Source organism: Sphingobacterium sp. InxBP1, from assembly GCF_026191775.1.
GTDB lineage: Bacteria > Bacteroidota > Bacteroidia > Sphingobacteriales > Sphingobacteriaceae > Sphingobacterium > Sphingobacterium thalpophilum.
In genome coordinates this window covers 55828-81075 of sequence record NZ_JAINDX010000046.1, presented here as the reverse complement: position 1 = coordinate 81075, position 25248 = coordinate 55828, and the positions used below count along the sequence as shown (strand labels likewise).

The following is a 25248-nucleotide window of genomic DNA, read 5'->3' as shown; positions in this document are numbered from 1 at the left end:
GATTGATTTTACGAATTAATTATTGAAAGCCGTTGCATTGATCTCGGTGACCACCGATTTATCGTTATATTTAGATGGGCATTTCATCAGTATTTTGCTGGCTCTAAAAACGTTGCCGTCCATTTTACCCGTCAGAACGATCTGCTCCGAACGCTCAATATCCTGAGGTTTGGCTCCCCTGAACACCACTTCACACTCGGTACCCTCGTTGTCATACATAAAAAATGTAAATTTATTGGCGTCCGTCTTTGGATCATAATGAAGCGCCTTCTCCTTGTTGAGCTGGCCCACAACATATAGTTCTGTTTTCTTTTCTTTTGCCTCGGTAAATGTGGAGTATGTACTTGAATCGGTATAGATCACAAGTATCATGGCGATGGCCACAGCAATGATAGCGATTAGAATGATCGAACTTTTTTTCATTCGTTTAAATTATTTATAATGTATCAATTTCTTTACCCGGGTGAACCAATCACAAGACCTGATCTGTTCAGCGGCGATATTGTGCCTAAGAGAGCCCGACCGTCCAAACAGGAGAAGATTGGCCCTAACAGACACTTAACCGAATGCAAAATTACGAATAGATTTGCGAAGAAAGGAATAATGCAACTTTTCGGTATTATTTATATTTGTTCTAAATAGATTGGCAGAGTTGAAAAAATATGCGATATTAGAATGCTTTTGAATAATTTCAATGGAGATTTAATATTTTGGTGCTGGCGATATTGCATGAATTTTACAATTGCCTGTTAATATGAATGTTGCTTTGCGGTCTTTACTGCTATGGTATGGAATTGTATTTCCATTTTTTTTTGTTTTTGGGCAGGTAAGATGGCGCAATCAGGAAGTCTCCGTTCAGAACGACAATGACGTTTATTTGTTGATCGGACAGGACCGTTATTACACCAATGGCATCAATGTCAATTACCGGATAGCTTTGCCATCGGCCGGACCGCAGCCGCAGTCTAATACCGTGCTGGACTTTGAGATCGGGCAGCGAATTTACAATGGCATCAGCATCCTCGATTACCGCCGGCAGCCGAAGGACTATGACCGGCCTTTTGCGGGATATTTATATTTAAGCGGTGGCGCAACACGCTTTTTATCTGCTGATCAGCTGATAGAGGGAAAAGTGGAGGTCGGGCAGATCGGACAGCGCTCCTACGGCGAAGAGGCGCAGCGGTTTATCCATCATCTATTTGGTATGTATGAGGCAACAGGCTGGGATACACAGCTTAGCAATTCATTTGGTGTCGATCTGCATGCAAAATATTTGAAAGGGCTTTACCGCAATCGCGCACAGTCCTTTGATCTGGGGGTAAAAACACAGGCCGTGCTTGGGATGAACAATACGAATATTCAGGCCGGACTGCCGGTACGGGTTGGTAAGCTGAAGCCCTATCAGGCTTCCACCTTCACCTATGGTCATCTGACACAGGCCCGGCAGGCCGGAGAGAAGGAATGGTATTTTGTTTACCAGCCCAGCCTTGCGCGGATTTTTTATAATTCGACCATCCGGGGCGGCCTGGGCAAAGATGATCCTGTCGGCAGACTGTATCAGGTGGAACCTTGGATGATCAGCCACCGGGTCGGCTTTCATTGGTCAGACCATAAGATCAATTATGGTATCAACTATATTTTTAATTCTAAGGAGCTGGAAGGCGTCTTTCACAGACACCAATACGGCGAACTGTTTTTTGCCTACCGTTTCTGAGCCTGTCATTCAGCTGAGGTAGCTTGAGGCGGTAAGAGCTTTTGTCCTGTTAGTCGGGTTGTCAGCATGGCGGCCACTGTATCCCCCGTAGCATTGAGCATTGTTGCTAATGGATCGACGAGTGTGGCAATGATCATAATCGAGGGTATTACTTCCGTCGGCATCTGGTATACCGATATGATCAGCATTTCACCGATATAGCCGCCATTCGGAATGCCGCCGGCAACGATGCTGACCAGCAGTGTGATGCCCACTGCCATAATCAGATTGGTGGAACTGAAAAATTCCTGCCCGCTGAGCAGCAGCGCCACATAGATCTTAAAGATACAGGAAATTGCCGAGCCATGTTTATGTAAGGTAGTCCCCAGTGGAATTACCACACTGGCGACCGTATCGGGAATGCCGATACTTTTAGCGGCAAGCAGGTTGGCCGGCATGGTTGCCAGGCTGCTGCAGCTGCTCAATGACGTCAGCGAAGGGAGAATATTATTCTTCCAGTAAAGCTTGACGCCCCTGATACCATAGGCGAAAAAAGCAAATAGGCTGAATACCGTAAAAAAATACAGAAGGCCAAAGATGTAATAGAGCCCGATCGGCTTGGCGTAAAAACCGAAGAGCTGTGGTCCCAGTGTACCGACCTGGTAGGCAAAATACGCACCGAGCCCGATAGGCGCGAGTCTCATGACCATGACGAGCAGATTGCCCATGACCGCATTTCCCGAATTGATAAACTTTTTGAAAAGATCTCCGGCTGCCGCAGATTGACGTGTTGCGATGCCGACAAGAAAAGAGAATATAACAAATGCCAGCATATTCTGTCGCGACAACAGGCTGGAAAATTCACTCACGGTGAGGAAGCGCACTATCTTTTCACCCCAGGAATCATCCTTTGCCGTATCGAAAATTTCCTTGCTCTGTTCGACCGGCAGCTCTGTGCTAAGCGGAAAAAGATAGAGAAAAATAATGCTTGCGACTCCGGCGATGACAATGCCCACGATAAATACGGCAGCCATCGTGCCAATGATGCGGCCCAGAACCCGGTCACCCTCGATATTGGCAACAGATCCTGCTATGGCGAAGAATACCAGCGGTATGACGCTGACAAAGAGTAGGTTGAGGAAGATATCCCCGATTGGCTTAAGACTATCTACTGCATGAGGAAAAAAGATACCGATCACACTGCCAAGACTGATACCAAACAGCAGAAATAAAATACTGCCATAGTTGTGCAGGAAAGTTTTTGCTGCGTATTTCATCTCCCTATTTTTCTTTTCCATAAGCTCGCTTCGGTTCATTAGGTTTGCGATTGTTTAGTCGTTTTGCCTGCTAAAATACTCTTTTTCATTTAATATTTGTGCCTATATACTGCCAATACCGGCACAAACCTGCTATGCGTCCGACTTTCGGATTTTTACAGACTTCCAGAAATACTTACCTTTACACGTTTACTCGGCTGTTCACGTGCCCTGCGCCCCTCAGGGCGATGTAAGCCAGATGAGCGAACAGCAAATTAAAAGGAGAATAAGATGGATTTTGTAACGACAGGAGATGGTTCGAAGACCTTGTATAATGCGGCGATAGGAGAATGCTATCACTCCAGACATGGCGCAGTGCAAGAGAGCAGACATGTATTTGTGAAGATGGGGCTAGAACATTATGTTCAGCAGACCGGAGCAGCGGATATCGCCGTTTTAGAAGTCGGATTTGGAACAGGGTTAAACTTGCTGCAGACAGGGGAGTATATTCTTGACAAACCTTTGCAAGTAGATTATGTTGGTATTGAGGGCTTCCCTTTGCCCTTGGCCACTATTGCGGCAACGGGTTACGATGAAAGTGTGGATTCAGGACTGTGGTCCGCTTATCTTGAGGGGTACGAAAAAGCATTGGAGGGACCTATACAGCTGAATGCGGGATTGCAATTGCATATCGCGCACAGTCTATTGATGGATTTTCAGTCGGACCGTCAATTTGATGTGGTTTATTTCGATGCTTTCGCGGCTGTTCACCAGCCTGAGATGTGGAACGATGCTGCCTTAGGACATGTGGCACAGTTTGTCAGGTCTGGAGGAGTTTTTGTTACTTATGCCATCACAGGCAACCTTAAACGCAGCATGAAATCGTTGGGTTTTAAGATTGAGAAAGCGCCTGGTGCACCGGGAAAGAGAGAAATGCTGCGCGCTACCAAGATGTGACGATACATTTACAATCCACTTAATCGTTGAATATAATTGTCAATATATAGTTGCTTGTCCTTTGATTTATATTGTTGGATATAGCGCGGATGATCCAAAATAGTCATTTTGCCAAACAGTTTTTGTTCCTGGTTGATCTTTGCTAGAAAGGAAGCGTTTTTTTTGCCCAGCACAAATACTTCATCGGTTTCCAGTCCCATTTGAATATGTTGTTGTAAGGAGGCCTGCATAAAAGGCTTTACCATTTCAAAGAGTTTTCTATCGTCGTAGTAATTCGCGTTGATCCAATTGTCCGCTTGGGTATGTCTGACGATCGCCAGCGGGAAGGGGGAATTGATGTAAAATTGCTTGTAGAATACTTCGGGACCGCCATAGGCCTCAATCATATCGTACATGAATACAGACGACACTTCGTGGGTATGCGCTGAGTGCATTTTTATGCCACAGGAACTATAGAGCCTTTTGGTATCGGTGAAAGGTACCCCAGTTACGCCTGCGCCGTGTCTGCTGGGGTTAATGCCGATGATAAATTTACGCTTAACCGTGTCGTTATAGTATTTTTTGTAAAATTGCTCCATCACGATTAACGTTTCCGGATTGTCCAGATAGGGATTGATGACATTAAAATCTGGAGGAAGATCCCCTTTATAATGGAGCTGTTTGTTAAATGAAATTACTTTTTCGCCAAATGTCATAGTGTATCCTTTATAGGCAATATAAGGCTTTTAGATGGGAATCAAGAATCCTGCCCGAGGAAATTGTAAAGCTTGTAATTATGCGGTTAGTGAGCTTTAATAAACCTTAATCAAAAAATTGTATCAGTTGGCTGAATATAGTAAATTCAGTCAGGAGGGAAGTCAGATGTATTATATCTTCATATCATAGACAGCAATTAGCCGTAGTGAGAACGACATGAGTCCGTGTTGAGTCCGTGTTGGGTCCGAGTCAGACTCGGATAGAAGGCGGTAGCACAGCTGTAACGGGACGCTCTTATTCTGCTATAGGGACGAATGAGCCCAGAGGATGACCAGAACTATCTTTGCACCGTGACTGAATAGTCTACCGTACACGGACTAGATAGTGGATGCTATAGTCATGACAGATTATTTGAGCTGCTTATAATCGAATATAATTGTCGGTATAACATGGATTTCCTGTTGATTTTGTGTTGTTGAATAGCATGTAGGTGTTCTAAAATATCCTAGTTAGCGATTGGGTTCCTTTTGTCCGAAATCAAAGGCGAACATCGGATAGAGTGAATTAGCGATTGGAAATAAAGAAGGACGTCATGCAACGTCCTTCTTTATCCAGATACAAGGCCTTATTAGTGACCTTGCGTACCGTCTGCTCCATGGGAATGTCCATGGGATAATTCTTCCTCAGTAGCGGGACGTACCGTTAAGATTTCGATATCGAAGTTTAACGTTTTGCCTGCCATGGGGTGGTTTAAGTCTGCAACTACAACTTCCGGAGTTACTTCTGCAACGACAGCACGGAATTGATTTCCTTGGTTGTCCTGTAGAGGTAAAACTTCACCTACTGGAGGTAAACCTGTCTCTTTAAACATATCTACTGGAAGCTGCGCATATGCTCTGTCGTCTTTTTGACCGTATGCATCTTCTGGAGCCAATTCAAAGGAGATTTTATCACCAACGTTTAAATCTGCGATGTTTTCTTCAAATTTAGGTAACATCATACCTACACCATATAAGAAGTCCAAAGGTTGTTCTGCAGTTGTTTCTTCAACAAAAACCTTTTCACCATTTTCTACTGTGTGAAGTCTGTACGTCAATGCTACGACGTCGTTTGCTTTTATAGCCATCTGATTCTGATTTTTGGTCGTCCGGAGACCACCGTTTATTAAATATGATTTATTAATGCATTTATGGAATCCTGCGGAAGACTGCAGGTCTTATTTTTGCAAAGATATGCTTTTGTCTCCTTTCCGATTCTATTTTCCAGCAGTGGAAGGTTTTCTTCCGTACCGCCTAACACAAGTTTATTGGGGATGTAATGCTGATCCAGTTCCTTACGAAATAGCTCCGCTCGCTCACCGGTCAATGCGATTTCATTAATCCCATATATTTCTTCTAGCAATAATATTGCCCAATTTGAATAGGCCGAGCCATAAGTTTTGATTTGTGGAAACACATTGGCCAACAGCTGATCCGCTATCGCCGTATAATTCTCGTCATCAAAAAGGAGCCCAAGGCGCTTGAGTTGACGTACCATGGTCGAAGAGGATGAGGGGATGACATTATCCATAATCTCGCTTTTGCGGGCTATAAGTTCTTCGGCTTCTGAAGATGTATAATAAAATGTTTTTTGTTTACCATCAAAAAAGAGGTCGATTGCTTTATCCGCCAGCTCTCGGGCAATGTGGAACCATTGCTGATCAAATGTGGCCTCATAGAGCGCAATGAAAGATTCTATCGTGAACGCATAGTCGTCCAGGAATCCGTTTATCGCACGATTCTCGTCTTTCGGCTGATGTAATATGGTATGATCATCTTGGATGAGCTCAGTACAGATAAACGTTGCATTATGGAGAGCGAGGTCTAGAAAGCGGTTGTTGTCCAAGGTACGGTAGGCGTCTACCAGCCCTTTTAACATTAGCGCATTCCAGGTGGTCAATTGCTTATGGTCAAGTCCGGGTCGTACGCGCTGTTCGCGGTAATCAAATAATTTTTTCTTCGATTTTTTAAGAAACTCTGCCCATTCGTCACCTGACATCTTGACCTTAGCGGCAAGTTGGTCTGCATTAATGGCGCATATCGGTACATTGATTTCTTCTTCCACCCAGTTACCCTCTTCGGTAATATTGAAATATTGACAAAACAGGGGGGCATCTTCTCCTAGTACGTCGTCAAACTCTGCTTTTGAAAATGAATAGTATTTTCCCTCCACACCCTCGCTATCAGCATCTAATGCGCTGTAAAAACCATGGTTGGGTGCAAGCATTTCGCGTTCGGCCCAAGCTATGGTTTCCTCCATGATTCTCTTATAGAATGGATCCTTGTTTTGCTGATAAGCTTCGGCATACAAGGACAGTAGCTGTCCATTGTCGTAAAGCATCTTTTCGAAATGGGGGATATGCCAGTAATGATCTACGGAATAGCGGGCAAAGCCTCCGCCAATCTGGTCGTAGATGCCGCCAGAGCCCATTTTTTTTAAGGTGAAATGGACGTGGTCCAAAATAGACTGATCGTCGGTTAGTGAAGCATATTTTAAAAAGAAGGACCAATTGTTGGGCAGGGGAAATTTCGGAGCTCTTTTATACCCGCCTTCTTTTTTATCAAAGGTTTGCACCCATGGCTTCACGATGTCGTCAAGGTCCGTCTCAGTGTATTGATCGGGGATAGGTTGAATGGGTAGTTTCTCTGCCCTTTGGATACCGTTTTCCAGTTTGTTTGCATAATCGAGCGCAACCTCAGGTTTCTCTTCCCACATCTGCGCAATCTGCAGCAGGATGTTTTGCCAGTCATGCGGTTTAAAATAGGTGCCACCGTATATCGGCCGGCCATCGGGCAGGCAGATGCAATTGAGTGGCCATCCGCCGGCGTTGGTCATCAGCTGTACCGCGAGCATATATACCTGATCGATATCAGGTCTTTCTTCGCGGTCTATTTTGATCGGCACAAAAAAAGTATTCATGGTCTGGGCGATGGCCGTATTTTCAAAACTCTCACGTTCCATCACATGACACCAGTGGCAAGCAGAGTAGCCGATGCTGACTATGATAAGTTTATTTTCATCTTTTGCCTTTTTCAGGGCTTCCGCTCCCCAAGGCATCCAATCCACCGGATTGTGTGCGTGCTGCTTAAGGTAAGGGGAATTTTCAAACTGGAGTTGATTCGCCATAAGACGAAGTTAGTGAAAAGCCTCCATAATGGAGGCTTAAATCTATTTAATTTGATAGGGTGTTTTATTAAGGTGTTTTTCAGTATTAAGTTAACACTGATTATTTGGGTAATTCCTTTATAATAAAACAATGTTTAATTATAAATCTTAATACTGAATATTAATCAACTATTTGTACTAAATCTGCGCAATTACCGCTAAGCATCTGAAATGTGAAGCCAGTATCAAGTTTGATTTCTGCGTATGATGAGGTCCGTAAATATGCGGCTTTTCGGGTTAGATATTCAACTAAATCAGTCAGCGTTGGGTTGTGTCCTATCAGTAGTACATTGTTGATATGATCAGGAATAGTGTTGATTACGGACAATAGATGTTTGTAGGTGCATTCATAAATGGACTCTTCGATCTGAATGTCGAATGAAGGGCTACCGAGTACATCGAGAAAGATGCGGGTCGTTTGTAATGCTCTGTTAGCGGGAGAGCTGATGACAACACAGTTGTCGTCCAAGGTCACCTTGGTAGCGAGTTTGGCAGCTACTTGTTTAGCATGTTGTATTCCTTCGGATGTCAGCGCGCGATCAAAGTCGCCGATTCCGGGAATGGTTTCGGCTTTGGCGTGTCGGATAATATAGAGTTTTTTGCTGTTGTCCATAATAAAATTTTTGATTCTTATAATATTTAACGTCTCGTACGCGAATTTCATTGTGTGCGCCGTGGACATGACTTCTCAATTACCTATAAATACAACTCACAGCCTATGATGTTTTTTAAAATATATGAAATGCTGGAGTTTACGCTATTTCTACTCATTCGCAGGGGGAAGATGTCGGGCCTCTATTGGAAAATTGACGTCATATGATCGTTAAGTATACAGCAGGATTGTTAGGCAACTTGTTAAAATTCAACAACCCACGTAAAGATGTTTTTATCATGATAAAAACATCTTTACAGAAGAAATTTAGATGTATTTTTTATTTTCGCATAATTCCTATTTTATACCACCGTATAAGTAGCATTTTTCTTTATTTAACGTTTAGAATTTACTTATGATTCGTAATTTGTTGATACTTCTGTGTGGGAGTATAATTTTTATGGCTTGTAGCCGTACACAGGAGTTTTCTGCTCAGGAAGTTGAGATGCCTATTTGGACTGTTGATCCCATTGATTCGGTTGCGTTTGATGGGGATGAAGGTATCGTAAACATTCATACTACGGCTGATGCCAATTTTAAAGGTCTGAAAAATACAGCTGACTTATTGGATATTTCGGGCGTACATTCAAGTTATTGCCATCCAGACGTATTGTATTTCCCAAACACGTTCAATGGCTATAAATATTGGATGGTGTTCACTCCTTATTTTGGAACTGTAGGAACCACGCAAAATTCAAAAAAATTTGAGAATCCGACTATTGTAGTATCAAATAATGGCATTGAATGGATAAATCCGCAAGGTTTAACTAATCCAATCATTAACACGCCATTTCCTTCAGAAAGCTTTAGAGAAAACAAGGTGGATCCTATTCAAGGATTTTGGTCTGATGTTGACTGGCTATTCGTCAATAACCAGTTTTATCTTTATTATAGAGGAAGCTTTATCACTGCACAATCATTAAAAGGCAAATGTGTACTCGATAATACTAATTTTGATCGATTGAAGCAGAATGCGCATCGGACTATTGTTCAACAGACTTCCAAAGATGGTATCAGATGGTCTAATTTGAATATTGTGTTAACAAGTAATCCACCCTGTACACCCAAAGATAATCATTTGTTGTCTCCGTCATTTATTCACGATGGAAGCCAATTTTTAAGCTATGAAATCGAATTGAATCTTGGGGCAAAAAAGAATAAAGCTAAGCACCCTTCCATTGTTGTTTGTAGAACCTCAACTGATGGTTTTAATTTTACGAACTATAGGGCGAGTAGAGTAGTTAATTTCTTGAACAGACCATGGCTCAAGCAAGACTTGAATAATTCGCCATGGCATATTCAAGCGAGCTTTAAAGACGGTTATTACTTTCTGTGTGTTGCTATAGGTGACGTTAGAAAATACACTTCTGAATTATTATATATCGCCTATTCTAAAGATGGTTTGAATTTTAAGGTATTCCCAAAACCTCTTTTAAAGAATAATGCGTATCGGAGTTCAATTTTTCCAATGGGAAGCACAGACCGTTTGATTAAGATGGGGGCCATGATCGGAAATAAATCTGGAGAATTCCGTTACCGTGAGTTTACATTGGACAAGGACAGAATCGAAAAGTCCCTAAATTGATATTGAGATAAAATGTATCTGACTATTTTTGTATATTAAGAGTCAATGGAGGAAAGTTTTAATCATAACGAGTACAATGGGCCGGCTGTTTCGGTTATCATCCCTGTCTACAATGTTGAAAAATTCTTGGATGAGACGGTACAAAGTGTCCTTGATCAACAGTTGCAGAATTTTGAAATTATTCTAGTGAATGATGGCAGTACGGATTCTTCGGCTGAGATTTGTCAAAAATATGCATCTTTAGATTCGAGAATTTTCTTTCTTGAGCAAGAAAATTCCGGCGTATCGGTTGCTAGGAATAAAGGCTTAGATCACGCAGAAGGTAAATATGTTTATTTCCTGGATTCGGACGACAGTTTAGGCACAGAATTTTTGTCCAGCTCTATTCAAGTGGCATTACAAGAAGAGCTGGATATAGTGGTTGTTGGAGAGGCCTACTGTAATCGGGCTAAAAAGTTAACGGCTGTGCCGACCTGTGGGCTGCTTATAAAAAAGTCCTTGTTAGACGCCCATCCAGACATCCGTTTTCCAGCGGGAATCCAACCGTGTGAGGATGGGCTTTTTTCGCATCGGCTTTTTATAATCACGGATAAAATAGGATTTAACCGTAATGCTGTATACAATTACAGAAAACATGAAAATCAAAATCATATCCGGATAAATTACGAAACCGGACGGATTCTAAAACAGATCCCTAAGTGGTTGGATTTACTAAAGACATTCTACGGCGAGCATCATATTTTCGCCTCGAAGGTACGTCATCTAGCCTTATTTGTCGAACATGAGCCGTTCGAACTGCGCTATATAAAAATGTCATTTACCGATACCGAACGGGAGGCCCTTTTTAAATTGCTACAAGACTTTATTGAACAATATGTGACCCCTTATTTAACGAAGGAGGATGAAAAAGTACTTAGTATACCTTTTAAATATTTCATGAAAGCTAAGAGTCGCTATGACTTCGATTCCTTTTATAAGCGTTATAGCAAAGAAAGACCCATAAGGTTCAAACGGGCATTGTTCTGGGTGAGATTTATCCCAATCGCAAAAATCAGACGAAGAGTGCGTCAAAATATAAGGGACAAATACGCTGATATATGAAAGTTCTGCTAGTCCAGCATTCCTCCTTTCTCAATGGCATAGGAGGAACGGAGAAAATCTGTTCAGAATTGGCAAATATGTTATGTGCTGATGGACATCAAGCCGAAATTGCTACAAATGAAAGTACAATTGGTTTTCCGGTCTTTCCATTACACGAAAATGTAACGGTAACAAATATTTTTGATCCGAACTTAGAACAGAAAGAAGAAATTCCAATTTATAATTACAAAGGGCGAAACCCGTTGCTTTGGGTAAAATATAAATTGAGGAAAAAGTATGCGAAATGGTACAATCGTAAGTTAAATCAAAGGATGGGTGGAGAAGATAAATTGTATCAATATAATTTACGGAATCGAGCAATATTGTGGAAAAGATATATTGATCGTTTAGACCCAGATCTCATTATTACCATGTCGATTGCTTCATTATTGGAAATCACCTACCATAATCAGCTCTCCAAGCCGATTATAAACTCGGTAAATGGCCGTCCAGATTATGATTATACCAATAGTCTAGGTGGAAGGAAGCCTTATTTAGTCGATTTGTTGACTCAAAGTTTTCGCCAATTGGACGGAATTCAGATTTTGTTCGAAAGTTATCGTCAGTTTTTACCATCTATTTTTCACGGAGAATGCAAAGTTATTCCAAATCCAGTGCAACAAGTGCCATCGGATAAGGTTGTGAATCACAATCAAAGTAAAAAAAGATATAAGGTTATCCATGTAGGAAGGCTCGATTCTGACTGTAAACAACAACATCTCGCTATCGAAATATTTGCAGACTTGGCGTCTAAGTTTCCGCAATGGGAGCTGGAATTTTGGGGAACAGGGGCAGATTTGGTACGTTTGAATACTCAAATTGTGAATTTGGGGCTATCATCACGTATTTTTCTTCGTGGATTTACAGATGATCCAATAAGCAAAATGAATGAAGCGGATATTTTTATTTTTCCCAGCAAATACGAGGGGTTTGGTTTAGCTTTGGGAGAAGCAATGTCGTGCGGGCTGCCCAGCATTGGATTTTCCTCCTGTTCTGGCGTAAACGAGCTGATTAAACATGGTGAGAACGGCTTTCTTGCCAACAGCATAGATGAGATGAGAAGCTTCCTGAAGCAGCTAATGGAAGATGCGCCGCTGCGCCAAAAATTGGGAAGACAAGCACATTTGGGGATGAAAAACTACACGTTAGCTAGGATGGTTAGCGGATGGAAAACTCTCATCCAAGCGGTAATGAAAAAACATGCGATAAATAAGAATGACTAAAAAGAAACGCATATTATATTTTATGCCTGACAACCCATTCTGGAGCCAGGCCGGGAATTTAACCCGCGCAAAGCAGTTATTAAACTATTTTGCACAGCACGAGGCTTTATTGGAGGTAGACTTTTTGTCCTGCCTTTTCTGGGACAACGCCTCCGTAGAATTGTTTAATAAATCATACCCTTTTATTAATTTAAAGATTGTTGACATTAATTCGAATAAAAGCAACCGGATTAAATATTTAATCGAAGATAAAATACCCAGATTGATTTTTCAACGCATGCATAGGCCACAAATCAATTTGTTGACCCCTATTATTGCCAAGCGTATCCAGTCTCTTTTACAAGATAAAACATATGACTTTATTATTATTAGTTATTCTACTTGGGGGGCTTTGATCCGTGAATTACATCAACTGGATGCTTATACGATTATTGATACGCATGATTTCATGACATTACAACGCAAAAAACAAAATTCAAATCTGGCGGTTGGAGCTGCATTTGAAGAAGAGTTGAATGTACTTTCTTTATATCATGAAATTTGGACCTACTCGATTGAGGAACAATATATTTATTCGCAGTTCTTAGACAATAAAATTACCCTTTTACCTGTATCTAACGGTGCTAAGAGATTGAAACAGCAGTTAGAAAAAAACGTAGGTATTCTTTATGTTGCCAGTGATAACTCGCATAATATAGGTGGTATGAATTGGTTTATAAACGAGGTCTTACCTCTTATTCCGAACTGTAAAATTGATGTTGTGGGGAAGATATGCGACAAAATTCAGGATCATCCACAATTGACAAAACATGGTATGATTGAGGACATTATTTCTTTTTATACCTCGGCAAAGATGACAATTTGCCCGATGTTGAGCGGTACGGGCGTAAAAATCAAAGTTTTGGAATCGCTGTCTTATGGATTGCCTGTTGTAACTAATCGTCGGGGAGTCGATGGTCTTATAAATAAGATGAATAATGGCTGCTTGGTAGCCGAAGATGCTATTCAATTTGCAAAATATATCAGAAAGCTTTTGGAAGATGCGGTTTTCTATGAAACGCAATGTGACTACGCGTGGAACTTTTATCAATCATTCTACACCGTTGATAAAGAACATGCAGTTTTGGATAAAATATTCCTAGAGATGGAGGAGATGTAAAATTACGTTGCTCTTTGGTAATATTCTATAAATAGTAATATTTTTGTTACCAATAAATTGCTAATGATGGTTAGAGGAGTAATTTTTGATTAAAAAATGTAACATTTTGCGGGCGAACTACGTTTATTTAACTCGTAGGGTAGCCGGAGTCACTGATCAGCATTTAAATATGAGAAAAAAAGTAGCGGTAGTTGTTCAAATGTATGGTACGGAGGTTAACGGGGGAGCGGAGCTGCACGCAAGATCGCTGGCTGAGCTGTTGGCAGAAAGCTATGATATTGAAGTTTTGACAACAACGGCAAACAACTACAAGGATTGGAAAAACTACTATTCGGCAGGTTTAGATGTCGTTAACGGGATTTCGGTAAGGAGATTCCCAACCATTCAGACAAGCAAAAAGAGCTTACGTAAGGCCCGGCGTGCTATGTTTGGAAATAAGAAATATTTTGGAATATTGAGGCTATTCGGCATACTGGATTTTCTTGATCGAAAATTTAATATCAGAGAACCTAGTGACCGAGAAGTGCAAGACTGGCTTAAATATCAAGGACCGTATTGTCCAGAAATGATCTCCTTTATTGAAAGAGAAAAGCTGTCTTTTGATGTTTTTATTTTTTTTACTTATTTGTATTTTCCTACTGTTGTGGGCATGAAGCTTGTCGGTGAAAAAAGTATTTTTATACCCACTGCACACGACGAAGAAATAATGTATACCAAACCTTATAAAGACCTTTATCATATACCTAAGTACATATTATACAATTCTTTAGCTGAAAAACAGCTGATAGCATCAAAGTTTGACCGTATAGCAGCGCATAACGATGTTGCGGGGATTGGAATAAAGTCGTTGAACATAGCTCCAGCAACCGTTTCCGAAATCAAGAATCGCTATGCTATCGATTGTAAATATTTTGTTTATATCGGAAGAATAGAGGCCGATAAAAACTGTAACGAGTTAATACATTTTTTTACTGAATATTGTAAAAAGAATAAGGATTTAAAACTGGTTTTAGTAGGTAAGGATTTTATAGGAGTAAACAAACAGAAGGAAATTTTAACGACAGGATTTGTGGATGAGGAGACAAAGTACGGTTTGCTTCAAGGTAGCGTCGGCTTGATAATGCCATCTTTGAATGAGAGTCTATCCTTGGTCACATTAGAAGCCATGGATATCGGACAAATCGCGATTGTTAATGGAAATTGCGAGGTCCTGAGCAATCATGTTGAGTTGAGCGGTGCTGGTTTCACCTTCACAAACTTTGAGGAATTTAGCTGTTCTTTAGATCTGGCACTGGCAATGACGCCTTTGGAGAGAGAACAGATAGGAACCAAAGCGAAAGCATATGTAAAAGAAAATTACAGCTGGGAAAAGATCTCGAATAAGTTTAATAGTGCAATAGATTTAATTTACAATGGAGCCCAAATTTGACATTAATTTTTTTGGATTTATAACCGCGTTTTCTGGCTTAGGTGAGGCTTCCAGAAACAATGTCAAGGCTCTACAAAGCCAAGGCTTTAAAGTCAATGTCTTTGATCTGGCCAACTTAGAATTGAATACAATTTTTGATGCGCGTTCAATTAATATTTTTCAAATATATCCTCAGGAGGTGCATGATTTTTTTATCAGGTATCGCATTGAGACCTTTAAGAAGAGTTTTAACATCGCGTTTTGGGTTTGGGAAACGGACGATTTTCCCGATGAATATCAAAATTGTTTTGATTATTTTGATGAGATCTGGACCCCTTCCTCCTATTGTCAGGCAGTTATATCGAAAAAAAGTCCGGTCCCTGTATTAAATATGCCGCATGCGGTTCCCATTTTAACTATACCTAATGCAGTGGAGGGAATAAGAGTCAGACTTTTGAAAGATAGAGGTGATACATTTTTGTTTACCAGTATTTTTGACATCAGTAGTCTAATTTTTAGAAAGAATGTGGTGGGACTAATAAGGGCCTTTAAACTCGCTTTTGGGCATAACTCAAAAGATGCAACATTGCTTTTGAAAACTTTGCCAAATGAAAGGTTTAAGGAAGACAGAGCTCTGATATTAAAGGAGATTGGGGACGATCGCTCAGTTATTTTTTATGAGGAGAAATTAAAACAAGATGAAGTTCACTTACTGTTAAACCAAATTGATTGTTACATTTCTTTGCATCATTCTGAAGGTTTTGGTCTGACGATGGCTGAAGCAATGGGGTATGGTAAGCTCGTGATAGCAACTGGTTATTCTGGTAATATGGAATTTATGAACCATACGAATTCACTTTTGGTCAATTTTGAATTAAATGAAATTACGGAGTCTATTGGCCCCTTTCAAAAAGGAATGAAATGGGCGGATCCTGATATTCATCATGCAGCGTATCTAATGACTAAAGCTTTCAAGGGCGGGGACGAGATAGACAGGCTTAAATCAAAGGCGCGTGAACAAATTTCAAACTACCATAGTTATGCCTATATCGGTAGGGCGATGGCAGACAGAATCCATGTGATTGGGCAGCATATAAAAAATAGAGTAACCGACGAAACTAACATGAGATTGACTGATCTAAGAAACGAAAACCAACTACTAAAATTGAAGTTAGAAAAGCTCAAGAATATAGGTTTTATAAAATTGAAAATACGTTTTAAAAAACTGAAAAGTCGCATATTAGGCAAAAAGTACAAAAAATACTTGTGGGAATAGGACTATATCGCGTTATTGTTTTTTACAATCCAAAAAAAGAGAGTTGAATTCTCACTATGAATATATCTTTATTAATATCTACCTATAATTGGCCCGAAGCATTGACATTATGTTTGGAAAGTGTATTACGGCAAAAGGATCTACCTAATGAAATACTTATTGCTGATGATGGCTCTGGAAAGGAAACGGAACGAGTTATTGAAGAGTACAAAAGTAGGTTTAATATACCTGTTGTTCATATTTGGCACGAGGATGATGGATTCCAATTGGCAAAAATTAGAAATAAAGCAATAGCAAAGGCGTCGTCCGAATATATTGTTCAGATTGATGGAGATCTAATTTTACACCCATATTTTATTCGAGATCATAGAAAATTTGCTAGGAAAGGGACCGTGGTCAGAGCAAGCCGGATATATTTAAATCAAGAACTATCCGAAAAGAAAATCAAAACCCTAAATACAGAGATCAATAGATTGGATAAGGGGGTATCGAATTTTTTTAGTGCCTTTAGAATACCATTTTTATGGAAATATTTTGAATTTAATTATAAAAATAAAGGTGACGAACGTTGGGAGATTCATGGTGCGAATATGGCCTATTGGAGAGAGGATGCTATCTCTGTCAACGGATACAATGAAGATTTTAAAGGTTGGGGGCCTGAGGATAAAGAGTTTGTAGCTCGGCTTTTAAATATACACGTTAAAAAACGTTTTTTGAAGTTTGGTGGTATCGTATTCCATATCTGGCATAAAATTAACGCAAAAGAGAATTTGGGGAATAATAATTGTTTGTTTGCAAGAACAAAACAATTAAATTTGACCTATTGTGATAATGGTATTGATAAATACCTGAAGTCACTTAGTTAGCAGTATTTTTACCAATAATTGCTATTTGTTGGAAACTTCGATTATTATAACTACGTATAATAGGCCTGACGCGTTGGAGCTGGTAATATTGTCTGCGTTGAATCAGACAATATCACCATGTCAAATTATTATAGCAGATGATGGATCCGATGACAGAACAAAGCTGGTTATCGATCGTTATGCAGCAATATCTAAGATTCCCATCGTTCATGTCTGGCAAGAGGATATTGGTTTTCGCGTCGCACGTATTCGAAATAAAGCATTGGCTAAAGTTGAATCGCCATATGTGATACTAATAGATGGTGATATTTTAATGACGCCTCGTTTTATTGAGGATCATTTGAAATTCGCTAAACCTGGTCATTTTATTCAAGGAGGAAGGATATTACTCAACCAGGCCCTAACTTCGGGATTACTGACGGATAGTAGCCGTTTAAAATATCCTAGTATGTTACATCCTGGATTTGAACAATATAGATTTGAAAAGCGAGTTAGTGCATTTCGTAATCTTTTGTTTGCAAAGCTGACCTTAAAGGACCTTGCGAGTAATAGAAGTAAAGTAAGATCTTGCAATATGTCATTTTATATGGCCGATGTGCGTGCGGTGAATGGATTTAACAACAGATTTGAAGGATGGGGAAGAGAGGATAGTGAATTTGTAGAGCGTCTTTTCAATAATGGATTGAAGGGACTGCTCGTAAGGTTTGCTGCAATCGGTTATCATCTTTATCATAGAGAAGAATCTCGTCAAGCCCTTCCGCAAAATGACTTTTCATTAAAAAGGACAAAATCGGAGAAATTGAAGTTCTGCGAGGATGGACTTTCTAGATTCCTTTAATTAATTGATATCATGGGGATTCCAAAGAATATTTTTCAGACGTTTAAGGATAATAAAGTACCTTGGCTTACTAAATTATATATTCGGTCCTTTTTAAAGAAGAACCAGGACTATTCATATATGTTCTACGATGATGAGGCCGTAAGCGAGTTTTTTAAGCAACATTTCGACGAGCGGTTGAATAAGGCTTATCAACGTGTTCAAATTGGGGCTGCAAAAGCTGACTTTTTTAGATATGCGGTTCTCTATATTTATGGCGGTATATATTTGGATCTGGATAGCGATTTGCTGGTTTCCCTTAATAACTATTTAAAAGAAGATGACGTTGCAGTAATAGCACACGAAACTAACCGAAGCTTGTATGCTCAATGGGCTTTGATCTTCGACAAAGGACATCCGTTTTTAAAAAGAACACTCGAGCTAATAGTAGACAATATTGAACAAAACCGTTTTCCTCATGATGTACACGCGATGACGGGGCCAACAGTCTATACGCGTGCGATTAACGAGGTGCTCAAAGAAAACCCAACGGTAAGATATCGCTGTATACAAGATGATTATAAAGGGTTAATGAAGTTTAAATACAAATTGGGAAAACTTCTGATTTACAAAGATAGATCTAATCATTGGAAGAAGTTACAGCTACGTATACCAGTAATAAAGCCAGATAACGATTACTAAGAATTTATGTTCTAATGGGGATTGTTTTGTTGCCTATTATTAAAAAGTAAAGTATTTTTCGATGAATCTGAAACGCGTATTTTTACGAAATAGAAATAATAAGATTTACTATTATATTAAGGCACTCATTCGAGAGTTGATACCGAGCGCGATTCCACGAGCCACGCTGCGAAAGCGTTTAAATAGCATATATTATTGTGAGCATGCCTCGTATATTAATGATAGAGTGAATTATTATAACAAACTGGCACACTATCAGGCCGTGGGCAAAGATGCTATTGAAATTGGCCAGTATGGTATTCCCGAGCGTATACGGGTATATTATTTTGATAGTAAAGAATATCTGAGATTTTTCAATCCTAGGATGAAATTCAGTATTTTACCAGGTGATATTATACATATACCTGAATTTCCGTCCATAGTTAAAAGTAGGCCAATCACAGGAAATAATGCTAATTCAGTCATTTTAAAACTGGATAAATCTAGGCATTTCAATTTTGTGCACGATGATATTCCGTTTGATAGAAAAATAAATATACTTGTCGGGAGAAGTGGGTTCACACAACCGCATCGAGCTCGCTTCTATACCTTATTCCACGACCATCCTTTGTGTAATCTTAAAAAAGCAAATAAACCTTCAGATGCCGGCTATCTATCTATTTCCGATCATTTACACTATAAATTTGTTTTAGCCCTTGAAGGAAACGACGTTGCTACAAACTTAAAATGGATTATGTCATCTAATTCTATCGCTGTGATGCCCATGCCTAAATATGAAACTTGGTTTATGGAAGGACGTCTAATCCCAGATCACCATTTTATTTGCATTAAAGACGATTATTCGGATTTGGAGGAAAAGTTAAACTATTTTATTACTCATGAGCAGGATGCAAAAAAAATAGTGCAAAACGCGAATGAATATATAAAGCCCTTCAAAAATACTAAGCAAGAAGATTTAATCGCACTTAAAGTCCTAGAAAAATATTTTAGGTTGACTGGCCAAGTGTTAATACGCTAAAGTAAGGACGTATAGCAGTTTATCAGCTTAACTGCGATGTTTTCATCGTTGAATTTCTGTACGTAATTATATCCCTGGGATACCATCTCGGTTCTTCTTTCTGGATTGTTTAAGATATTTTTGATTGCCATATTTATGTCGTCCACGTCTGATGGATCAATATAATAAGATGAAGGGCCAGCAGCCTCCGGAAATACACCTGAATTTGTAGTAATTACGGGTGTTCCAGTATAAAGCGCTTCGATAATAGGGATCCCAAAGCCTTCAAAAATAGATGGATAAATAAAAATGGAAGCCATGGAATAAATTGTTGATAGTTCCTCCACAGTGAAGCCCTTTCTAATAATTATTTTCTTTTCGAGCCCGTTTGCTATGATATATTTCTTGATTTCATCTAAATACGGAGTTTCCTTCCCAATTATTAGTAAAGGGATATCAATGTCATGGATGGCTTTTACAATCTGCAAAACATTCTTTCGCCTTTCAATCGACCCGACACTTAGTAAAAATTCGCTAGGCAAATGATATCGTTGCCTTAATGATTCTCTTTCAATTTCACTTTTTGGTATTTTGAAAGCCGGATGACAACCTTGGTAGATCACATCAATTTTATCTTCTGGAACAGAATAATAATTAATAATATCAGATTTGGTTTGTTCACTTATTGCGATAATTCGGTCAGCGTTATTAACAGCGAAACGGAATTTTTTGTTATATATCCAACGATCAATAGGTTTATACAGTTGGGGATATCTTAAAAAAATTAAATCATGTATAGTGACAACAGATTTAATACCTGTGGAACCCAATCTATTCGGTATTTCACCAGTGAGCCCATGAAAGAGGTCTACACCGTCCTTAACCAAATCAGATGCTATTCCCCAACTTCGCCAAAAAGCCGGAAATGCTTTAGCAAATGTTGTGTTGGGTATACGGATGTGATCATCATAAGCTTTTCCAAAGATGTCTGAACTTAATTTTGGAGTGTATTTCAGATAATTGTTTTCTGGATAATATAACTCCAAAATTCGAATAAGATCTCTGCTGTAATTACCTAAGCCAGTCCGATTGAGAAAGTATCTCTTAGCATCGAATCCAATTGTTATCATGCCTGATTTGGTTTAGCTTTCTTTAAAAATATTTTCAAATTTACTCAATACCAAATCCCAATTATAATATTTATTGACATATTCTTTCGCTTTCTTTTCTATTGCATCGCTTTCAATATTTGAGTTCTGTAAATATTGGATTATCGATTTTAATGAGTTGAAAGAATCATAGCAAAATACTGCTCCGCTTTTTATTTCATGCTCTACCATAACATGACATCTCCTGTTACCAATCACAGGTTTGCCTAATTGAAGTGCTTCTAAAGTCAATAAAGATAAACTTTCAGCAAGGGACGGATTGACGATGGCAAAACTTTGTTCCATCAGTTTCTTTTTATCTTCTTCACTGACAAATCCGGTATAAATAATATCAGAATGAGTTTCAATCCCCATCATATTTTCTCCGGTTAAAACAAATTGTAGGTTTAGCATTTGCTCGGTTTTCAACCTTAGAAAATAGTGTATAAAATTGTTTATTTTTACTGGAGTAATCCGTCCGCAATAGAGCAAATATGGTGAGCGGATGTTAAACTTCTTAAAAACGCATTTACCATCGCCAAAATCTTCGATCTGATTAACCCCTATCCCTACTACACTATTTTGGGCTAGAGCGTTTCGGAATATTTTCCTGCACATTTCCTTTTCAGTTTGGGTATTAAAGGCAATGTGTTTTACCTTTGAAAATACGAGCGTGTTTATACTTCTAAATAACATACTTTCCAGATGTGCTGTTGGAACTAAGATGGATTTGTTTGGAACCATTAAACATCCGAAAACAGTAAGTGGGTTCTCATAGGTGAAGAAAATAATTTTGTCGAAGCTGTCTTTATGATTTTTTAAATAATCTAATAAGTCAGAAGAATAAAAGGGATGACGTTCCAAATGCCTGGCCTCCTGATGTACTTTGTACCTCCAAATAGGGAACATCGAAAAAACGGGTCGTGATAATCCCCATCTATAAATTAAACGCCTTAATTTTCTAGCGATCTTACTTTTTTTTTCTGTAGTCTCCGGAGCTTTAATGCCATTTGTTTTAAATCGCAGCACTGGAATATTGTTGACGATTTCTATTCCTTCGTCAAAATTTTCTTGGGTCTTATTTAACACCTTAATGTTGGTTGTGAGAACAGTAACCTCATGTCTTTTTGCTAATCTTTCCGCCAACATTCTGCAATGGAATTCGGCTCCACCTGTGATATCCAGGCCATATCGAATCGTAACTAGTCCTATTCTCATCTTATCGCCCTTATTTTTTCGATCACCATTGCCGGAGTAATTAAATCAATCGCCTCTGTACCATTACAGTCGCAGGGTTTGTTGCCGTACACCGAACTGGGACGGTTGGGATGTTCGACTTGGATGCAGTCCGCCAGCTGCTGCCCATATCCCGTAAATCCTGCATAGGGATGCGTGGCGCCCCATAAAGACAGACAGCGGACACCCATTAAGGAGGCCATATGCAGCCCGGACGAATCCATGCTGATCATCAGGTCTAGATTGGATATGATATCCAGCTCCTCGCGTAAACTGAACTTTCCAATGGTATTGAAGGTATTAGGGAAGCGCTCCGTCCAGTTCTGAGCAATTTGAAATTCAGCCTTGCCGCCACCAAAGAGCAGTACGTCGTATCCGTTGTGTGTCAGATAATCGATCACTTGCTCCATGTTGTCTGAAGACCATATCTTATAGCGATGCTGAGCAAATGGCGCAATGCCTACCTTTTTATGGCGCATATTGCCGAACATACTGAAAGCCGCCTTGGGGACATCCTGCACATTTGGTATCAGACGATTGGAAAGCGTAAAGATAAACCCCAGGGCACGAAAGACATCTGCATAGCGTTCGACAGTCAGCTTTAGTGGCACTTTAACCTTGTTGTCTTTTCTGGTAAGGGCCTTTTTCTCAGCACGTCCTTTATCCAGCTGTTTTACGGTCAAACCTGATAAAGAAAATAGCAGAGCGAGCACGCGGGAACGTAGGTTAAAATGTAAATCTGCCACGGCATCTGCTCCATATTGCGCTAGCTCTTTTTTCAGCCTGATCAAACCCCGCAAGCCTTTATGTACTGCTTTAGGGTCTATCGTATGAAACCGCAGGTTGGGTATCTCCTCAAAGAATGGCTCAAAAAAGCGACGGCTGACCATAATGATTTCGACCTGCGGAAACTGCTGGCAAAATTCTCTTAATACAGAAGCGACCATGGCGACATCACCCATGGCCGAAAACCGAGTTACTATGATTCGCTGAGGCAAAGACATGTTTCTATTTCCCGGAGGTATAAAGTACAGGGTTAAGTGCCGGATCGTTATACATCTTCATCTGTTTATATACTTTCATGTATTTGTTGCCGGCTTCAATGTCGTTCAAGAGTTCATCGATACTCTGTGAAAGATCTTTTCGCTGTTCGAGCAAGATATTCAATTTTTCCTGACAGGCTGCAATATGCGCTTCTGACGCATCCGAACGCCATGTTTCCCGCTCCATGTGGTAGATCTTCAATGCCAGTATGGAGAGCCTGTCAATGGCCCATGCCGGACTTTCGGTGTTGATCTTCGCATCGGGGTTGGCCTGAATATCTTTATATTGCTGCAAAAAATAGCTGTCGATATATTCTACGGTGTCGGTGCGGTACTGATTCGATTCGTCGATGCGCCGTTTCCAATATAGACCCTCTTTGGGATCAATTGACGGATTACGTACAACATCTTCCATATGCCACTGAACGGTGTCAATCCAGCACTTGAGGTAAAGGAGATGTTCTAGGGATTGTGTGTCATACGGATTCTGGATTGGATGATCAATCTGGTCGTATACGTGGTAATCCTGGATAGCACGTTGGAAAATCGGATTTGCTATTGCACTAATCATAACACAAACTTAGATAAATTTGCCAGTATATACAATTATAATCGCGCGCTGTGCTAAGGTAAAACATGTTCCTTCAACCGATGCGCCGTTCGCGACCAGCCGTAAAACATATGGTCATACGGCACAGCCTGCAACTTAAAATAAGGACAATAAAATGTCGGGAAAAATACCCAGCAATAGGACCGCGACGGTACAGAGCAGTCCGATGCCAAGCAGCAGGCGCGATGGCCGGAAAGTATGTTGCTCAGCCGTTTCCTTTAAGAATGCGTTCAGCGGGATTTTAAAGTAGTAAAACAGGGAAATGACCGAGGTCAGCGCGCCCACGATCAGTAACGTCAGCAGGCCGAAGGTGGGGAATTGCTGATATTGCTCAAATACTTTGGAAAATACCAAAAGTTTACCAACAAAACCGGCCGTGGGCGGTAAGCCGACCAACGCCACCAATACCACAGAAAATGCGGTAAAGAGGAGTGGGAATTGCTTGCCAAGTCCACGATAGGAGTCGATGGAAGTCGTTCCCAGGGCATTCTCCAATGAATCAATGAAAATAAAAACGGCAATATTCATCAACGCATAGATGGACAGATAAAACAACAGCACATTGGCCTCGTTATTTTGATAAACCAGTACGGCCATTAATAATATCCCCGTATGGCCGATAGAAGAATAAGCCATCATCCTTTTGGCGTCCTGCTGCCGTAGGGCAGCCAGGTTGCCGACCAGCATGGTTGCTATGGCGATGATGATCACGACATAGAGCAGAAAATCACTGAAATAAAAAGATACGGATAGCCATGCTGCCAGGAGCTTGGATAACAGCACGACAACAGCTATTTTCGGTACTGTGGCCAAGTAGGTCGTCACCACGGTCGGTGCGCCCTGATAGACGTCGGGGCTCCAGACATGAAAAGGGAAGAAACTCAATTTAAAGCCTATTCCTGTCAGCAAAAAGAGCAGCGCAAGGCTGATCAGTACCCGTGGGGCTTCTATGAGGCCTGCAATATGGCTGGATGCATCGAAATTCAAGTTTCCCGTGAAACCGTACAGCAGAGATAGGCCGTAAAGCATTACCGCAGCACAGATCGAACCAAAGAGGACATATTTTAGCGCGGCTTCAGATTGAGTTTTACTGGAGGAAAAATAACCGACCATGACGTACGAACTGATAGAGACAGTTTCGACCGCAATAAAAATCATCAGCCAGTTGCTGGACATGGTCAACAGATTTAAACCCAGCGTGGCTGTCAGCAGTACAGCATAGAAGTCACCTAATGGACGGTCTTCCTGATGGCGGCGCTGCACAAAAAGACAAATCAGCAGGGTTGAAAAAAGGATAACCATCCGGGCTGAAGTAGCGAAAGGATCGATATGGATCATATCGAAAAATGCAACCATATCGACTTTACTGAGCCCTTGTCCCAGCAGATAACAGCCACTGAGTGCCATACCGGCAAAAGTAATGATAAATGAGCTCTTTTTCCAGCGGCGGTCTAAAAACAGGCTGGCAATAATTGCAGCAATAAAGGTGATGACCAGCGTAAGTTCGGGTTTAAAATAGGGAATACTGGCGATGACCTGATCGATAAAAGAACTGATATATGGACCGAATGCGAGCATGC

Annotated in this window: 23 protein-coding genes; 12 read left to right on the top strand and 11 right to left on the bottom strand. The window is 40.3% G+C overall.

Annotation, left to right across the window (positions count from 1 at the left end; translation table 11 throughout):
• Positions 1-15: 15 nt before the first annotated feature.
• On the bottom strand, positions 16-423 hold the full coding sequence (locus K7A41_RS12960) for a cytochrome c maturation protein CcmE (protein WP_265714013.1): 408 nt from the start codon (positions 421-423) through the stop codon (positions 16-18).
• A 331-nt stretch (positions 424-754) separates the two neighbouring features.
• Between K7A41_RS12960 and K7A41_RS12955 the strand changes: the two genes are divergently transcribed.
• On the top strand, positions 755-1714 hold the full coding sequence (locus K7A41_RS12955; RefSeq protein ID WP_265714012.1) for a lipid A deacylase LpxR family protein: 960 nt from the start codon (positions 755-757) through the stop codon (positions 1712-1714).
• 5 nt (positions 1715-1719) lie between these two features.
• Here K7A41_RS12955 and K7A41_RS12950 read toward each other — a convergent pair whose 3' ends face one another.
• Positions 1720-2991, bottom strand: coding sequence for a dicarboxylate/amino acid:cation symporter (locus K7A41_RS12950; RefSeq protein ID WP_265714011.1), 1272 nt, complete (start codon positions 2989-2991; stop codon positions 1720-1722).
• A gap of 249 nt (positions 2992-3240) precedes the next feature.
• On the opposite strand from K7A41_RS12950, the gene mnmD reads away from it, so the two are divergent.
• Positions 3241-3906 carry a tRNA (5-methylaminomethyl-2-thiouridine)(34)-methyltransferase MnmD gene (gene mnmD, locus K7A41_RS12945; RefSeq protein ID WP_265714010.1) on the top strand — a complete coding sequence of 222 codons (666 nt, stop codon included), beginning with the start codon at positions 3241-3243 and terminating at the stop codon, positions 3904-3906.
• Between the two features lie 8 nt (positions 3907-3914).
• Here the strand turns inward: mnmD and K7A41_RS12940 are convergent, their stop codons facing one another.
• From K7A41_RS12940 to K7A41_RS12925, 4 genes are all read right to left on the bottom strand, one after another.
• Positions 3915-4601: an SMUG2 DNA glycosylase family protein gene (locus K7A41_RS12940; protein ID WP_265714009.1), complete on the bottom strand. Its 687-nt coding sequence runs from the start codon at positions 4599-4601 to the stop codon at positions 3915-3917.
• Positions 4602-5230: 629 nt separating this feature from the next.
• Positions 5231-5728, bottom strand: a complete 498-nt coding sequence (locus K7A41_RS12935; protein ID WP_028072097.1) for an FKBP-type peptidyl-prolyl cis-trans isomerase — start codon at positions 5726-5728, stop codon at positions 5231-5233.
• Between the two features lie 38 nt (positions 5729-5766).
• On the bottom strand, positions 5767-7767 hold the full coding sequence (locus K7A41_RS12930; protein WP_265714008.1) for a thioredoxin domain-containing protein: 2001 nt from the start codon (positions 7765-7767) through the stop codon (positions 5767-5769).
• Positions 7768-7927: 160 nt separating this feature from the next.
• On the bottom strand, positions 7928-8419 hold the full coding sequence (locus K7A41_RS12925) for a SixA phosphatase family protein (protein ID WP_265714007.1): 492 nt from the start codon (positions 8417-8419) through the stop codon (positions 7928-7930).
• 394 nt (positions 8420-8813) lie between these two features.
• On the opposite strand from K7A41_RS12925, the gene K7A41_RS12920 reads away from it, so the two are divergent.
• From K7A41_RS12920 to K7A41_RS12875, 10 genes are all read left to right on the top strand, one after another.
• On the top strand, positions 8814-10043 hold the full coding sequence (locus tag K7A41_RS12920) for a hypothetical protein (protein WP_265714006.1): 1230 nt from the start codon (positions 8814-8816) through the stop codon (positions 10041-10043).
• A gap of 45 nt (positions 10044-10088) precedes the next feature.
• Entirely contained in the window at positions 10089-11144 is a 1056-nt protein-coding gene (locus K7A41_RS12915; RefSeq protein ID WP_265714005.1) for a glycosyltransferase family 2 protein, read from the top strand.
• Positions 11141-12406 (top strand): glycosyltransferase, encoded by a 1266-nt coding sequence (locus tag K7A41_RS12910; RefSeq protein ID WP_265714004.1) that lies wholly within the window; start codon positions 11141-11143, stop codon positions 12404-12406. Before K7A41_RS12915 ends, K7A41_RS12910 begins: the two co-directional genes overlap by 4 nt.
• Positions 12399-13565, top strand: a complete 1167-nt coding sequence (locus tag K7A41_RS12905; protein ID WP_265714003.1) for a glycosyltransferase family 4 protein — start codon at positions 12399-12401, stop codon at positions 13563-13565. Before K7A41_RS12910 ends, K7A41_RS12905 begins: the two co-directional genes overlap by 8 nt.
• Positions 13566-13734: 169 nt before the next feature.
• Positions 13735-14994: a glycosyltransferase family 4 protein gene (locus K7A41_RS12900; protein WP_265714002.1), complete on the top strand. Its 1260-nt coding sequence runs from the start codon at positions 13735-13737 to the stop codon at positions 14992-14994.
• Complete coding sequence (locus K7A41_RS12895; RefSeq protein ID WP_265714001.1) at positions 14978-16249, top strand: glycosyltransferase; 1272 nt, start codon at positions 14978-14980, stop codon at positions 16247-16249. Before K7A41_RS12900 ends, K7A41_RS12895 begins: the two co-directional genes overlap by 17 nt.
• A 56-nt stretch (positions 16250-16305) precedes the next feature.
• Positions 16306-17115, top strand: a complete 810-nt coding sequence (locus K7A41_RS12890; protein WP_265714000.1) for a glycosyltransferase family 2 protein — start codon at positions 16306-16308, stop codon at positions 17113-17115.
• Between the two features lie 25 nt (positions 17116-17140).
• On the top strand, positions 17141-17953 hold the full coding sequence (locus K7A41_RS12885; RefSeq protein ID WP_322784023.1) for a glycosyltransferase family 2 protein: 813 nt from the start codon (positions 17141-17143) through the stop codon (positions 17951-17953).
• Between the two features lie 12 nt (positions 17954-17965).
• On the top strand, positions 17966-18634 hold the full coding sequence (locus tag K7A41_RS12880) for a glycosyltransferase family 32 protein (protein ID WP_265713998.1): 669 nt from the start codon (positions 17966-17968) through the stop codon (positions 18632-18634).
• A 61-nt stretch (positions 18635-18695) separates the two neighbouring features.
• On the top strand, positions 18696-19652 hold the full coding sequence (locus K7A41_RS12875) for a glycosyl transferase family 90 (protein WP_265713997.1): 957 nt from the start codon (positions 18696-18698) through the stop codon (positions 19650-19652).
• Here K7A41_RS12875 and K7A41_RS12870 read toward each other — a convergent pair.
• The 5 genes from K7A41_RS12870 to K7A41_RS12850 all read right to left on the bottom strand — a co-directional run bounded on the left by K7A41_RS12870 (position 19649) and on the right by K7A41_RS12850 (position 25246).
• The gene (locus K7A41_RS12870; protein WP_265713996.1) at positions 19649-20761 is read right to left on the bottom strand and encodes a glycosyltransferase family 4 protein; all 1113 of its coding nucleotides are present in this window, start codon (positions 20759-20761) and stop codon (positions 19649-19651) included. The genes K7A41_RS12875 and K7A41_RS12870 overlap by 4 nt on opposite strands.
• Positions 20762-20773: 12 nt before the next feature.
• Positions 20774-21997 carry a glycosyltransferase family 4 protein gene (locus tag K7A41_RS12865; RefSeq protein WP_265713995.1) on the bottom strand — a complete coding sequence of 408 codons (1224 nt, stop codon included), beginning with the start codon at positions 21995-21997 and terminating at the stop codon, positions 20774-20776.
• The gene (locus K7A41_RS12860) at positions 21994-23019 is read right to left on the bottom strand and encodes a glycosyltransferase family 9 protein (protein ID WP_265713994.1); all 1026 of its coding nucleotides are present in this window, start codon (positions 23017-23019) and stop codon (positions 21994-21996) included. Before K7A41_RS12860 ends, K7A41_RS12865 begins: the two co-directional genes overlap by 4 nt.
• A 4-nt stretch (positions 23020-23023) precedes the next feature.
• The gene (locus tag K7A41_RS12855) at positions 23024-23629 is read right to left on the bottom strand and encodes a DUF4254 domain-containing protein (RefSeq protein WP_265713993.1); all 606 of its coding nucleotides are present in this window, start codon (positions 23627-23629) and stop codon (positions 23024-23026) included.
• A 135-nt stretch (positions 23630-23764) separates the two neighbouring features.
• The gene (locus K7A41_RS12850) at positions 23765-25246 is read right to left on the bottom strand and encodes an NADH-quinone oxidoreductase subunit N (protein WP_265713992.1); all 1482 of its coding nucleotides are present in this window, start codon (positions 25244-25246) and stop codon (positions 23765-23767) included.
• Between the last annotated feature and the right edge of the window lie 2 nt (positions 25247-25248).